This is a genomic window from Legionella pneumophila subsp. fraseri, from assembly GCF_000586315.1.
Taxonomy (GTDB): Bacteria; Pseudomonadota; Gammaproteobacteria; order Legionellales; family Legionellaceae; genus Legionella; species Legionella pneumophila_B.
This window is the reverse complement of record NZ_JFIM01000047.1, coordinates 1-15,203: the sequence shown is the minus strand read 5'-3', so window position 1 is coordinate 15,203 and position 15,203 is coordinate 1. Positions and strand designations below refer to the sequence as shown.

The window sequence follows — 15,203 nt, the reverse complement described above, 5'->3', positions numbered from 1 at the left end:
CGTTTACGTGCGGCTTCTTACGTTCAAATTTTTCCTTCGCCATTTCAATAACCTCATTAACTTTTATTGTTTCTTGATAATTGCTTCAGCAATATTTGTTGGTGCTTCTGCGTACTTACAAAACTCCATAGTATAGGTTGCTCTTCCCTGTGTAGCAGAACGTAAGTCAGTTGAATAACCAAACATCTCTGCAAGAGGCACTTCTGCTCTAACTATTTTGCCTGCAGGGGAGTCTTCCATACCTTGAACCAAGCCACGGCGCCTGTTCAGGTCACCCATAACATCACCCATGTAATCTTCAGGCGTAACAACCTCAACACTCATGATTGGCTCAAGAAGTACGGGCTTCGCTTTTAATGCACCTTGCTTGAAGCATTGAGACCCAGCAATCTTAAATGCCATCTCGCTTGAATCCACTTCGTGGAATGAACCATCAAACAGTGTAACTTTAACATCCACTACTGGATATCCAGCAATTACACCATTTTGCATTTGTTCTTGTACCCCCTTATCTACTGCAGGGATATATTCTTTTGGAATGACACCACCAACGATGGCATTGATAAATTCATAACCTTTTCCTGGCTCCTGTGGTTCAATCTTCAACCACACATGACCGTATTGACCACGGCCACCTGATTGTCTTACGAATTTACCTTCTTGTTCAACAGCTTGTTTTAATGTCTCACGATATGCAACCTGAGGCTTGCCGACATTAGCTTCTACATTGAACTCTCTCTTCATTCGGTCAACAATGATTTCAAGATGTAACTCACCCATACCTTGAATGATTGTCTGACCTGATTCTTCGTCAGTATGAACTCTAAAAGAAGGGTCCTCTTGGGCTAGCTTGCCTAATGCAATTCCCATTTTTTCCTGATCTGCTTTAGTTTTTGGTTCAACAGCAACTGCAATAACCGGATCAGGAAAATCCATTCTCTCTAAAATCACAACCTTATCTTGATCACACAGGGTATCGCCAGTAGTTACTGTTTTAAGACCAACAGCAGCTGCTATATCTCCTGCTCTCACTTCCTTGATTTCCTCACGTGAGTTAGCATGCATCTGTAATAAACGGCCAATACGTTCTCTTTTGCACTTCACTGAGTTATATACAGTGTCTCCACTCTTAAGAACACCAGAATAAGCTCTAAAATAAGTTAGTGTACCTACAAATGGATCAGTTGCAATTTTAAACGCCAACGCTGAGAAAGGCTCATCATAACTGGTTTTTCTATGTATTACCTCGCCATGCTCATCAACTCCCTGTATATCAGGTATGTCGGTGGGTGATGGCAAATATTCGATTACTCCGTCGAGTACTGCTTGAACACCCTTATTCTTAAAAGCTGACCCGCAGAATACAGGAACGACTTTATTTGTGATTGTCAGATGACGAAGAGCCTTTTTAATTTCAGCTTCGCTGAACTCTTCACCTTCCAAATATTTTTCCATTAATTCTTCAGAATATTCTGCTGCAGCTTCAATAATGTGTGCACGATACTCTTCACAGGTTGCTTTTAAATCAGCGGGGATATCAAGATATTTAAACGTCATCCCTTTATTTTCTTCATCCCAATGAATTGCCTTCATTTTGATGAGATCAATCACACCTTTGAATTCTTCTTCTGCACCAATTGGCAGTTGTAACACGACTGGAGTAGAACCTAATCGTTGCTTAATCTGATTAACAACCCTTAGAAAATTGGCTCCCATCCTATCCATTTTATTTACAAAAACGATACGGGGAACACCATACTTATTAGCTTGCCGCCATACAGTTTCAGATTGAGGTTCAACGCCGGCAACTGAATCAAATACAACAACTGCTCCATCTAATACACGTAAAGAGCGTTCAACTTCAATCATAAAGTCTACGTGTCCGGGTGTATCGATAATATTGATTCGATGGGGCTCAAATTGCTTGTCCATACCAGGCCAATAGCAAGTTGTTGCAGCAGAAGTAATGGTAATACCACGCTCCTGTTCCTGGACCATCCAGTCCATAGTTGCAGCGCCATCATGTACTTCACCAATCTTATGAGACATACCTGTATAATACAGGACTCGCTCTGTGGTTGTTGTTTTTCCAGCATCAACGTGGGCTGCTATGCCTATGTTTCTATATAGTTTTAATGGAGTTGCCACGGCTTATCTCTCTCTTAATTCCATCTAAAATGAGCAAATGCTTGGTTAGCTTTTGCCATTTTATGTGTATCTTCACGTTTTTTTACTGCAGACCCTTTATTTTCATAGGCGTCCATCAGTTCCCCTGCCAAACGCAGCATCATACCTTTTTCACCACGTGTACGTGCAGCTTGAACTATCCAACGCATTCCAAGCGCTATGCTTCTATCATGTCGAACTTCTACAGGAACCTGGTATGTTGCACCGCCAACTCGTCGTGAGCGAACTTCCACACTTGGACGAACGTTATCCAATGCCTCTTCAAAATAACGAAGCACTGCCCCGGCGCTTCCACTGCTACCAGTTTCACTGCCATCGTCCTCATTTTTTTTAATTTTTTTAACACGCTCTTCCATAACAGACAGCGCACCATAAATGATTTTTTCAGCAATTGACTTTTTACCACTAACCATTAAAACATTAATGAACTTAGCTAGAAGTTCACTATGGTGCTTTGGATCAGGTAAAATTTCTCGTTTGGGTACTTCTCGTCTTCTTGGCATCTCAATTTTCCTACAATCGGTTATTTTTTATCTTTTGGCTTTTTTGTACCGTACTTAGAACGGCCTTGTTTTCGGTCGTTCACACCTGAAGTATCTAAACTACCTCGAATTGTATGGTAGCGCACACCTGGTAAATCCTTAACACGACCACCTCTAATTAAAACAACAGAGTGCTCTTGTAGATTATGACCCTCGCCACCAATATAGGATGTTACTTCAAATCCATTGGTCAAACGCACACGTGCAACCTTACGCATAGCTGAGTTAGGTTTTTTTGGTGTAGTAGTGTATACGCGAGTACATACACCGCGTCTTTGTGGACATGACTCAAGTGCTGGTACGTTACTTTTCTTCTTTACGTCCACACGAGGCTTTCTTACTAACTGATTAATAGTAGCCATTTGTACTTAACTCCGATCTGTCACTTGTGAATATTTTGAATGCATAAGGAGGCCGGATTCTATATAGGTACGGCAGATTTGTCAAGCTTAAATCTGCCATTTTTGAATCCTGATTAATGTTCATGATTATCCGCGTTTAATGCTTCACTTAACGCGTGTTCAACATCACTTGCAGTAACTGTGTGTGTTGCTGAAGTGTCTCCACCTGCTGCAGCCCTTGCTCTTTTTGCCTTTCGGCTTTGATGATAAGTATAACCAGTTCCTGCCGGAATCAGGCGACCCACCATCACATTTTCTTTTAAACCACGTAATTCATCAACTTTTCCGCTTACTGCTGCTTCTGTCAAGACTCTTGTTGTCTCTTGGAATGAAGCGGCAGATATAAACGATTCTGTCGCCAGTGAGGCCTTAGTGATTCCAAGTAAAATAGGAGTGCCTCGAGCAATTTGCTTTCCTTCAGCTAGAAGTTTGTCATTTTCCTGAAGCATAGCGCTCTCTTCCACTTGCTCCCCTACGAGGAATTTTGAATCACCGGCAAAGGTAATCACTCGCTTACGTAGCATTTGTCTAACAATCACTTCAATGTGTTTATCATTAATTTTCACACCTTGTAAACGATAGACGTCCTGCACCTCATTTACAATGTAATTAGCCAGTGCACCGACACCTAACAACCGCAGTATATCATGAGGATTAAGCGCACCCTCTGCAATGATTTCTCCACGCTCAACGTGTTCACCTTCAAACACTGAAATATGACGCCATTTAGGAATTAGCTCTTCATGGCATTGATCTTCCGATACATTGATAATCAAGCGTCGCTTACCTTTTGTTTCTTTACCAAAATTAACCAAGCCTGATACTTCCGCCATTACTGCAGAATCTTTTGGTTTTCTTGCTTCAAAAAGATCCGCTACTCTTGGCAATCCCCCTGTAATATCCCGGGTTTTAGAACGTTCCTGTGGTATACGGGCAATAACATCTCCTATTCCTACCAAACTACCATCTTCAAAATTTACAATGGCATCGACAGGCAAATAATATTGTGCCGGCACATTGGTTCCAGCCAGATAGATGTCATCTCCTTCATCGGTAACTAATTTAACCATAGGACGTAGATCTCGACCTGCTGCGCTCCTTTGCTTAGCATCTATTATTACAATATTGCTTAATCCAGTTAACTCATCAGTTTGTCTATTCATTGTAATGCCATCAATTAAATCAACAAACTTCAGATTCCCTGACACTTCAGATATAACGGGATGCGTATGAGGATCCCACGTTGCAATCACCTGACCTGCGTCAACCGGGGAATTATCCTGCGCAGAAATTACTGCACCATACGGAACTTTATATCGCTCTCTCTCACGTCCAAACTCATCAACAATAGTTACTTCACCTGATCGGGATACTGCCACTAGATTTTTATTCTCATGAGTTACCGTCTTTATGTTATGTAGCCGAATAACCCCTTTCGTTTTAATTTGAATATTGTTAGCAGCTGTTGCCCGAGATGCAGCACCTCCAATGTGGAAAGTACGCATGGTTAACTGTGTACCAGGTTCACCGATTGATTGTGCTGCAATAATACCTACTGCCTCACCTGTATTGACAAGATGTCCACGAGCAAGATCTCTACCATAGCATTTTGCACACAAACCAAATCTTGTTTGACAAGTGATTGGTGACCTGACCATAACTTGGTCTACCCCATGTTTCTCCAATTTTTCAACCCATTCTTCATCCAGTAAAGTGCCAGCTTTGACTACTGGTTCAGTTTGAGTTGGAATGTAGACATCTGAAGCAACCACTCGTCCAAGAACACGCTCATGCAAAGGCTCAACAATATCACCACCTTCAATCAGTGGTTGCATTAGAATACCCGTGTCAGTACCGCAATCATCTTCAGTAATAACAACATCTTGCGCCACATCGACCAGACGGCGTGTTAGATACCCTGAATTCGCTGTCTTCAACGCGGTATCTGCCAAACCTTTACGAGCTCCGTGGGTAGAAATAAAGTACTGGAATACATTCAATCCTTCACGGAAGTTAGCTGTAATGGGAGTTTCAATGATCGATCCATCAGGAGCAGCCATTAATCCCCGCATACCAGCAAGCTGTCGTATCTGGGCAGCAGAACCTCTTGCACCCGAATCAGCCATCATGAAAATTGGGTTAAATGATTCTTGCCTTACTTTGTTACCTTTTGCATCAGTTACTTCTTCAGTTGCAATTTTAGACATCATTGATTTGGCAACTAATTCGTTAGTTCTTGACCAAATATCAATTACTTTATTATATCGTTCGCCATTTGTTACCAAACCTGATCTAAATTGAGATTCAATTTCTCTAACTTCATTGTCGGCGTGCTCAATAATACTGGCCTTATCGTCTGGTATTTCCATATCTTCAATACCTATGGATGCTCCAGACCGTGTTGCGTATTTAAACCCGGTATACATGAGCTGATCAGCAAAAATAACCGTTTCCTTCAAACCAAATTTGCGGTAACAGCTATCAATAACTTTTGAAATGACCTTTTTTGTCATTGTGCGGTTTATATAATCAAATGGCATACCTTTAGGTAAAATCTCTGCTAAAATAGCACGACCCACTGTTGTCTCAACTAAATGGTAACCAGTTTCGCCATCTTCTTTAGGCATGCGGATTTTAATTTTTGCATGGATATCCAGATGACCGGCCTCATAAAAATTTTGCGCTTCCTGGGCACTTGAATATATTTTTCCTTCACCCAATGCATTAACTTTTTCCCGTGTCAAATAGTACAAGCCAAGAACGACATCCTGGCTGGGAACAATAATTGGTTCACCACTGGCTGGGGATAATATATTGTTTGTCGACATCATCAATGAACGAGCTTCCAACTGTGCTTCCAGCGTCAAAGGCACGTGTACTGCCATTTGGTCACCATCGAAGTCAGCGTTGTACGCTGTACATACTAAAGGATGCAGTTGGATAGCTTTTCCTTCAATCAAAACAGGCTCAAATGCCTGGATACCCAATCTATGCAGGGTAGGAGCACGGTTTAAAAGAATAGGATGTTCTCTAATAACATCATCTAATATATCCCAAACTACTGATTCTTCTCTTTCGACCATCTTTTTGGCCGCTTTAATAGTAGTTGCCAAACCCCTAAATTCCAATTTGGAAAAAATAAATGGCTTGAATAATTCTAATGCCATTTTTTTAGGCAAGCCGCATTGGTGCAATTTTAAAGTAGGCCCAACAACAATAACTGAACGTCCAGAGTAGTCAACGCGCTTACCCAAAAGGTTTTGTCTGAAACGACCTTGCTTACCTTTAATCATATCAGCCAATGATTTAAGAGGTCTCTTATTTGTACCAGTAATGGCACGTCCTCTTCTGCCGTTATCAAGTAAAGCATCGACTGACTCTTGCAGCATACGTTTTTCATTACGAACAATAATGTCAGGTGCATTCAGATCCAGTAAACGTTTCAATCGGTTATTTCTATTAATAACCCGCCTGTATAAATCATTCAAATCTGAAGTAGCAAAACGCCCTCCATCTAGTGGAACCAATGGTCTTAAATCAGGAGGAAGAACAGGAAGTACATCCATGATCATCCATTCCGGTTTATTGCCAGATTCGTAAAATGCCTCTAATAACTTGAGACGTTTAGTGATTTTTTTGATCTTTGTCTCAGAGTTAGTTGTTGGAAGCTCTTCACGTAAATTTTTAATTTCATCTTCCAGATCAATTTGGCGCAGCAAATCACGAATTGCTTCTGCGCCCATACGAGCGTCAAACTCATCACCATATTGTTCCATTGCATCAAGATAGGCTTCATCATTAAGTAGTTGCCCTCTCTCCAGTTCTGTCATTCCAGGATCAACAACGACAAAAGCTTCAAAATAGAGAACCCTCTCTATATCTCTTAGAGTCATATCGAGGAGTAATCCAATTCTCGATGGTAAAGATTTTAAGAACCATATGTGAGCTACAGGACTTGCGAGTTCGATATGGCCCATTCTTTCACGTCTCACTTTTGCGAGAGCCAATTCAACTCCACACTTTTCGCAAATCACACCACGATGTTTTAATCGCTTGTACTTTCCGCATAAGCACTCATAATCTTTCACAGGACCAAAAGTTTTAGCGCAAAACAATCCGTCTCTTTCAGGCTTAAATGTCCTGTAATTGATTGTTTCAGGTTTTTTAACTTCGCCGTAGGACCATGATCGAATTAATTCAGGTGACGCCAGCGCAATTTTAATTGCATCAAATTCTTCACTTTGACCTTGTTGCTTAAGAATACCAAGTAAATCACTCATTACTGGTGCTTTTTTCATTGGGTCGTTGCTTAGGGTAGCCAAGTCTATGCCTCCAAAAAATGGTTAGTCAGTATGTATCGCTGATGAGTTAGTCATGTTCCAACTCGATATCAATTCCCAGTGCTCTAATTTCTTTCAACAATACATTGAAAGATTCAGGCATTCCTGGGTCCATACGATGGTCTCCATCGACTATATTTTTGTAGATCTTTGTTCGACCTCCAACGTCATCTGATTTTACGGTTAGCATTTCTTGTAAAGTGTATGCTGCACCATATGCCTCTAATGCCCACACTTCCATCTCACCAAAACGCTGACCACCAAATTGTGCTTTACCGCCAAGTGGCTGTTGAGTGACCAAACTGTATGATCCAGTTGATCGCGCATGCATCTTGTCATCCACTAAATGGTTTAATTTCAACATATACATGTAGCCTACAGTAACCGGGTTATCAAACTTATTACCTGTTCGACCATCTATCAACACGGTTTTACCATCAGCCGGCAAATCTGCTAACTGCAACATACTTTTGATTTCTCGCTCAGTAGCACCATCAAAAACAGGAGTTGCCATCGGCACGCCTGCTCGCAGGTTATCTGCCAATGTCATCAATTCATCATCATTGAGACATTTCAAGTTCACACGTTGCACTCCATCATGATTATAAATTTTCTCAAGGAATGCTCTTATTCCTTCAGGAGATTGTTTCTCATCAAGCATCTGTGCAATCTTTCTTCCTAATCCTTTGGCAGCTAAACCTAGATGGGTTTCGAGAACCTGTCCAATATTCATTCGAGATGGTACGCCCAATGGATTAAGAACGATGTCTACTGCTGTTCCATCTTCCATATGTGGCATATCCTCAACAGGCACAACAATCGAGATAACCCCTTTGTTTCCATGGCGGCCTGCCATTTTGTCTCCAGGCTGAATTCTTCTTTTAACTGCCAAATACACTTTAACAATTTTTAATACGCCAGGAGCCAAATCATCACCCTGGATAATTTTCTTCCGGCTATCGTTAAAGCGCTTTTCCATTTCTTTGGTTAAAAGTTCTAATTGCTTGGATAGCTGTTCAAGCTGTTGACTGACCAAGTCGTCCTCTATACGAATATCAAACCATTTTTCTCTTTCAACTTTATCCAAATAATCCTGAGTGATTTTAGATCCAGGTTTTAAGCTTCCAGGACCTCCTGTTGCCACTTTATCCAGGAGCAAATGAGAAACCCTATGGTAAATGTCTTCTTCGCGAATGCGTCTTTCGTCGATTAAATCCTTGCGAACTCTCGCCAAATGTTCTTCTTCAATGCTTTTTGCACGAGCATCCTTTTCAAGTCCATCACGGGTAAATACCTGTACATCAATTACTGTTCCGTTCATACCGGATGGAACTCTCAATGACGAATCTTTAACATCCGAAGCTTTTTCACCAAAGATTGCTCTTAAAAGCTTTTCTTCTGGAGTAAGTTGGGTTTCTCCTTTAGGAGTTACTTTACCCACAAGAATATCACCTGCTTTTACCTCAGCACCAATGTAGACAACTCCAGATTCATCCAAATTGGAAAGTGCAGATTCACCTACATTAGGTATGTCTGCTGTAATTTCTTCTGTACCTAATTTGGTATCTCGAGCTATACAAGTTAACTCTTCGATGTGGATAGTAGTGAATCTGTCGTCATGAACAATACGTTCAGATATAAGAATGGAATCCTCGAAGTTATAACCATTCCAAGGCATAAACGCGACTAATAAATTTTGTCCAAGAGCCAGTTCACCCATATCGGTACAAGGACCATCAGCCAGAACATCACCTCGTTGGATGCGGTCACCAGTCGATACAATGGGTCTTTGATTAATACAGGTATCCTGATTAGAACGGAAATACTTGGTCAAGTTATAAATATCTACCCCGGTTTCTCCGGCTGTTGTTTCATCGTCATTAACTCGAACAACAATACGAGAAGCATCAACCAAATCAATAACCCCACCTCTTTTTGCAACGACTGAAACCCCTGAATCAGATGCAACTATTCTCTCCATACCGGTTCCAACCAAAGGCTTTTCTGAACGCAAGGTTGGTACCGCCTGACGTTGCATGTTTGACCCCATCAATGCTCTGTTTGCGTCATCGTGCTCCAAAAACGGAATCAATGATGCAGCAACCGATACAATTTGCTTGGGTGAGACATCCATATAGTTAATCTTATCCGGTGTAGTCAATGAAAATTCATTTTGATGTCTGCATGGTACTAAATCAGCAAGAATATTACCTTGCTCATCCAACTCAACATTAGATTGGGCAATGTATTGGTCTACTTCCTCTATCGCTGATAAGTATTCAACTTCATCTGTTACACGCCCATTAATTACTTTTCGACATGGAGTTTCAATAAATCCATATTCGTTAGTTCTGGCATAAACTGACAATGAATTGATCAAACCAATGTTGGGACCTTCTGGCGTTTCAATTGGACATACGCGGCCATAGTGTGTTGTATGTACGTCACGGACTTCAAATCCAGCTCGTTCGCGGGTTAAACCACCAGGACCAAGGGCTGATACACGACGTTTGTGTGTAACACCAGATAATGGATTCACTTGATCCATAAATTGCGACAACTGGCTAGAGCCAAAAAATTCCTTGATTGCAGCAGAAACTGGTTTGGCGTTAATTAAGTCCTGGGGCATCAGATTTTCAGATTCAACCAAACTTAAACGCTCTTTAACAGCCCGCTCAACACGGACAAGACCAACTCTAAACTGATTTTCAGTCATTTCACCGACACTTCTTACTCTACGATTTCCAAGGTGATCGATGTCATCAACCATACCTATTCCATTTCGAATATCAATCAGTGTCTTAATTACTGACAAAATATCTTCTTTAGTTAAAGTACCAGGTCCTTCGTCACTCTTAATTCCTACGCGACGATTAAATTTCATTCGACCAACTGCGGATAGATCATACCTTTCTTCAACAAAGAATAGATTTTTAAATAATGCCTCTGCAGCTTCTTTTGTAGGCGGTTCTCCCGGGCGCATCATGCGGTAAATTTCGACAAGTGCTTCTAGCTGAGATGTTGTGGGATCAATTTTTAATGTATCCGATATATAAGAGCCATGATCTAAATCATTAGTATAGATCATATCAATTTGTAAAATACCATGATTGGCCATGGCATCTAACAGATCTTCGGTTATCTCATCATTAGCTTGAGCCAGGAATTCACCAGTTGATGTATCAATAATATTTTTTGCTAATGTTTTTCCAATTAAATAATCTCTTGGGACAACAAGATCCTGCATTTGACTTTTTTCCATTAACTTTATGTGTCTTGCAGTAATTCGACGACCTTGCTCTACGATAAGTTCTCCTGTCTCAGGAACATGAATATCAAATGAAGCGATTTCACCACGTAAACGTTGTGGAATTAAATCGATATGATATTCACCATTTTTCAGATGACAGCGAGTTGTTTCAAAAAATTCACTTAAAATATCTTCTGCTTCATAGCCTAATGCTCTAAGCAAAATAGTCACTGGCAGTTTGCGGCGTCTGTCAATACGCACATATACACAATCTTTGGGATCGAATTCAAAATCTAACCATGAGCCACGATAAGGTATTATTCGTGCAGAATAAAGCAACTTGCCTGAAGAGTGAGTCTTTCCCTTGTCATGTTCAAATATAACCCCGGGTGAACGATGTAATTGTGAAACAACAACACGTTCAGTTCCATTGACCACAAACGTTCCAACATCGGTCATTAAAGGAATTTCCCCCATAAAGACATCTTGCTCTCTAATATCTTTTATAGGTTTGGGATCATCGCTCGCATCTTTGTCAAGCACAACGAGTCTGATTTTGACTCTTAGTGGAGCTGAATAAGTTAATCCCCTTAGTTTGCATTCGCGAACATCAAATGCAGGCTCTCCAAGTTTGTAACCGACATACTCGAGTCTTGCATTGCCAGAAAAGCTCTCGATAGGAAATACAGAAGAAAATGCAGCATGCAATCCCGTATTCAGTTGTTCGCTTAATTTAGTATTAGTTTGAAGAAAATCCCTGTAGGACTTAAGTTGTATTTCAAGCAGATTCGGTATCGGCATTATATCTGTCTGCTTACCAAAGCTTTTGCGAAATCGTTTTTTCTCAGCATGCGAATATTGAGGTTTAGCTTCTGCAACTGCCATGGTGGTTCCTCTGTAAATTATTGATGATTTTCAAACGAGTAAACCCAGCCATGTGAACATGGCTGGGTCCTTAAATACTGCTATGTTTTAATTATTTAACTTCTACTGTAGCACCAGCTTCTTCAAGCTCTTTCTTGATACTGGCAGCTTCATCTTTTGATACACCTTCTTTAACGGTTGATGGTGCACCTTCTACTAAGTCTTTAGCTTCTTTCAAGCCTAGACCAGTTATGCCTCGAATTGCCTTAATTACGTTTACTTTGTTAGAACCAAAACTGGTCATTACAACAGTAAACTCAGTTTGTTCTTCAGCAGCGGCAGCAGCACCTGCAGCTGGCGCGGCAACGGCTACAGCAGCAGCGGCAGCAGAAACATTAAATTTCTCTTCCATCGCTTCGATTAATTCAACAACTTCCATTACTGACATGTTAGAAATTGTTTCTAATATTTCGTTTTTTGATACAGCCATTACTAGCTCCTAATTAAAATTAAATAATGATTAAGCGGGATTGCCTGCTTTTTTGTCTTTTACAGCAGCAAGAGTTCTAACCAGTTTGGCATGTGGCTCTGCTAGTGTGCGGACAAATTTCTCAATTGGCGCTTTCATCACATACATCAGCTTGGCGATCGCTTCGTCACGTGTAGGCAAGCTTGCAACGGCATCAATTTGATTTGCGTTGTATACTTTCCCACCAACTGACAGTGCTCTGATCTCAAGCTTTTCAAATGTTTTTGCGTATTCTTTCAGTAGTCTTGCAGCATCACTCGGTGCTTCAAGTGACAATGCTATGAATACAGGACCTACAAGTAAGTCATTCAAGCATTCAAATTCAGTGTTTTTAAACGCTCTTCTTGTTAGTGTATTTCGCACCACACGAAGATAGACACTGGATTTGCGTGCTTCACTACGCAATTGCGTCATTTGATTTACAGTTAACCCACGATAATCAGCAACCACTGCTGAAATAGCCTTTGACGCGACTGCAGTCACTTCTTCAACAACGGCTTTTTTTGCAGCTAAATTTAATGTCACGTTACTGACCTCCTAATATGTACAAATCTCATGGACTTGACAGTTATGGTGGCCGTCTCTTTGTTAAGGAGCCGGTTCACCGTCTGCGCAGGAAATTAAGCCTAAGCACCTGCGGTCTTCGACGGCATGGAACCTAATCTATGCCGTGAATTCTTAAAAATGGGATGATATGTTACACAGGTATTGATGAAATATCAATAGGTAATCCCGGTCCCATTGTTGTAGATAAAGAGATTTTCTTCAGATATTGTCCTTTAGAGGATGCTGGCTTTGCCTTCTTCAAATCGTTAATTAACGCAACAACGTTTTCAAGAACATCTTCGGGAGGGAAGTCTGCTTTGCCAACTGTGCAATGAATGATACCGTTTTTATCAGTTCTGTATCGTACTTGTCCTGATTTGGCATCATTAACTGCAGCTTCCACGTTGGTTGTAACTGTTCCAACTTTAGGATTAGGCATAAGCCCTCTTGGGCCTAAAATTTGTCCAAGTTGACCAACAATCCTCATAGCATCCGGAGTTGCAATAACAACATCAAAATTCATCTCGCCAGCTTTAATTTTATCAGCCAGATCTTCAAAACCTACTATGTCAGCTCCTGCAGCGACTGCCTTAGCTGCATTATCGCCCTGGGCAAAAACAGCAACTCGAACTGTTTTACCTGTACCCTTTGGCAGATTAGTAGAAGACCGAACTACTTGATCAGATTTACGAGGATCAACTCCTAAGTTAATACTGATATCAAGACTCTCACGAAACTTTTTAGATGCAAATTGTTTTAGAATAGCTACAGCATCCGCAACAGTATAGAGTTGATTTGGCTTAATAACTTCCGCTATTTTCTTTTGTTTTTTAGTTAATTTTGACATGGTAACCCCTTATTCCAAACCTTCAACTTCAATACCCATGCTACGTGCTGTACCGGCGATACATCTTACTGCCGCTGCCAGGTCAGCCGCTGTCAGATCAGGTTTCTTGACTTTAGCAATTTCTTCAAGCTGACTGACATTCAGTTTGGCTACTTTTTTAGTATTTGGTGTGCCACTGCCACTTTGAATACCAGCAGCTTTTTTCAGCAGAACTGAAGCTGGCGGGGTCTTGGTTATAAAGGTAAAACTACGATCACTATACACAGTGATAACAACTGGAATAGGTAGTCCTTGTTCCATTTGCTGTGTCGCAGCATTGAATGCTTTACAGAACTCCATAATATTTACACCACGTTGACCTAAAGCAGGACCAACTGGAGGACTAGGATTTGCTTTTCCAGCAGGGATCTGTAATTTAATATATGCTTCTACTTTTTTTGCCATTATTACTCCTTATGGGTCTTGCGCCAGCTTATATTGAATTAGCATTTTTCAATTAAGTACTGGCTCCCCGGTTTTGTAAAACTTTTAAATTGATATTTTGATCAATATAAATATATTTAATATTCTTTATTTAGACATTTATGTTTTTTCAACTTGACTGAATTCAAGTTCTACTGGGGTTGAACGTCCAAAAATAAGTACTGCAACTCTTAGTCTATTTTTCTCATAGTTGACCTCTTCAACAACCCCATTAAAATCAACAAATGGGCCTTCTTTAACCCTGATTACTTCTCCTGGTTCAAAGAGTATTTTTGGTCTTGGCTTGGTTACACCGTCTTCAACTCGTTGCATAATTGCCTGAGCTTCTTTATCGGAAATTGGAGTCGGTGTTTGGCTGGTTCCGCCAATAAAGCCTAGAACTCTAGGTATGCCTCTGACCATGTGCCATGTCTGATCATCCATTACCATATGAACTAGGACATATCCTGGGAAAAATTTGCGGGTACTTTTACGCTTTTGGCCTGAGCGCATTTCTACAACTTCTTCTGAAGGTACAACAACCTCGCCTATTTTATCTTGTAAATTATGGTGTTTTGCACGGGATGTTATTTCGCGCATGACAAAATTTTCATATCCTGAATAGGCATGTACAACGTACCACTGTTTTGCTTTGTTTTCCTCAACCATATTCACCCTAAATGTGTTAACTTAGCAATTGCCCACATCATGATTGAATCTACTCCCCAGAGTATGAATCCTGTCAATCCAACCATCACCATTACTATAGTAGTTGTTTGTATCGTTTCTTGGCGTGTAGGCCAAACCACTTTTAACAATTCAACTTTTGCTTCTTGCGCAAACGCAAAGACTTTCTTACCTGTTGTTGTTAAGTAACCCAAGAAAAGGATCAAAATAAGCCACGCAAGCCATATTATCGATTGAATTGGTCCTGTGAACGTATAATAGTAAGTGCATACAAAAGCACCTGCTGTAGCTAATACAATAGCTAACCAGGACATTATATCTTTCATCTTACTTTGATTTTCGTTTGAACTTTTCATATTTACTTGTAGTTGGCAGGCCAGGAGGGAATCGAACCCCCAACCTGCGGTTTTGGAGACCGCCACTCTGCCAATTGAGCTACTGGCCTAAATTTAATTGACATGAGCCATAATACCTTGGCTCATGTCACTGTATACTAACTTCCTGCTTTACTCGATTATTTTAGCGACTACACCGGCGCCAACTGTTCG

General features: G+C 40.7%; 11 protein-coding genes and 1 tRNA gene. All 12 read right to left on the bottom strand.

Annotated features, from left to right (window positions below; genetic code table 11):
- Window positions 1-63: 63 nt before the first annotated feature.
- The 12 genes from fusA to CC34_RS0109875 all read right to left on the bottom strand — a co-directional run bounded on the left by fusA (window position 64) and on the right by CC34_RS0109875 (window position 15,100).
- The gene (gene fusA, locus CC34_RS0109930; RefSeq protein ID WP_027228610.1) at window positions 64-2,148 is read right to left on the bottom strand and encodes an elongation factor G; all 2,085 of its coding nucleotides are present in this window, start codon (window positions 2,146-2,148) and stop codon (window positions 64-66) included.
- Between the two features lie 14 nt (window positions 2,149-2,162).
- The gene (rpsG, locus tag CC34_RS0109925) at window positions 2,163-2,690 is read right to left on the bottom strand and encodes a 30S ribosomal protein S7 (RefSeq protein ID WP_027228609.1); all 528 of its coding nucleotides are present in this window, start codon (window positions 2,688-2,690) and stop codon (window positions 2,163-2,165) included.
- Window positions 2,691-2,710: 20 nt separating this feature from the next.
- Entirely contained in the window at window positions 2,711-3,091 is a 381-nt protein-coding gene (gene rpsL / locus CC34_RS0109920) for a 30S ribosomal protein S12 (RefSeq protein ID WP_027221110.1), read from the bottom strand.
- A gap of 113 nt (window positions 3,092-3,204) precedes the next feature.
- On the bottom strand, window positions 3,205-7,410 hold the full coding sequence (gene rpoC, locus CC34_RS0109915) for a DNA-directed RNA polymerase subunit beta' (RefSeq protein ID WP_032828777.1): 4,206 nt from the start codon (window positions 7,408-7,410) through the stop codon (window positions 3,205-3,207).
- An 88-nt stretch (window positions 7,411-7,498) separates the two neighbouring features.
- Entirely contained in the window at window positions 7,499-11,605 is a 4,107-nt protein-coding gene (rpoB, locus tag CC34_RS0109910; protein ID WP_028379464.1) for a DNA-directed RNA polymerase subunit beta, read from the bottom strand.
- A gap of 91 nt (window positions 11,606-11,696) precedes the next feature.
- Window positions 11,697-12,074: a 50S ribosomal protein L7/L12 gene (rplL, locus tag CC34_RS0109905; protein WP_027228606.1), complete on the bottom strand. Its 378-nt coding sequence runs from the start codon at window positions 12,072-12,074 to the stop codon at window positions 11,697-11,699.
- 30 nt (window positions 12,075-12,104) lie between these two features.
- Window positions 12,105-12,638 carry a 50S ribosomal protein L10 gene (gene rplJ, locus CC34_RS0109900; RefSeq protein ID WP_027228605.1) on the bottom strand — a complete coding sequence of 178 codons (534 nt, stop codon included), beginning with the start codon at window positions 12,636-12,638 and terminating at the stop codon, window positions 12,105-12,107.
- A gap of 172 nt (window positions 12,639-12,810) precedes the next feature.
- The gene (gene rplA, locus CC34_RS0109895) at window positions 12,811-13,506 is read right to left on the bottom strand and encodes a 50S ribosomal protein L1 (protein WP_027228604.1); all 696 of its coding nucleotides are present in this window, start codon (window positions 13,504-13,506) and stop codon (window positions 12,811-12,813) included.
- Between the two features lie 9 nt (window positions 13,507-13,515).
- The gene (gene rplK / locus CC34_RS0109890; protein ID WP_027221104.1) at window positions 13,516-13,950 is read right to left on the bottom strand and encodes a 50S ribosomal protein L11; all 435 of its coding nucleotides are present in this window, start codon (window positions 13,948-13,950) and stop codon (window positions 13,516-13,518) included.
- Window positions 13,951-14,088: 138 nt separating this feature from the next.
- A complete protein-coding gene (nusG, locus tag CC34_RS0109885; protein ID WP_014840953.1) occupies window positions 14,089-14,637 on the bottom strand; it encodes a transcription termination/antitermination protein NusG in 549 nt (182 codons plus the stop codon).
- A gap of 2 nt (window positions 14,638-14,639) precedes the next feature.
- Window positions 14,640-15,011 carry a preprotein translocase subunit SecE gene (gene secE, locus CC34_RS0109880; RefSeq protein WP_027228603.1) on the bottom strand — a complete coding sequence of 124 codons (372 nt, stop codon included), beginning with the start codon at window positions 15,009-15,011 and terminating at the stop codon, window positions 14,640-14,642.
- Window positions 15,012-15,024: 13 nt separating this feature from the next.
- Window positions 15,025-15,100: transfer RNA gene (locus CC34_RS0109875), tRNA-Trp, on the bottom strand.
- Window positions 15,101-15,203: the final 103 nt, after the last annotated feature.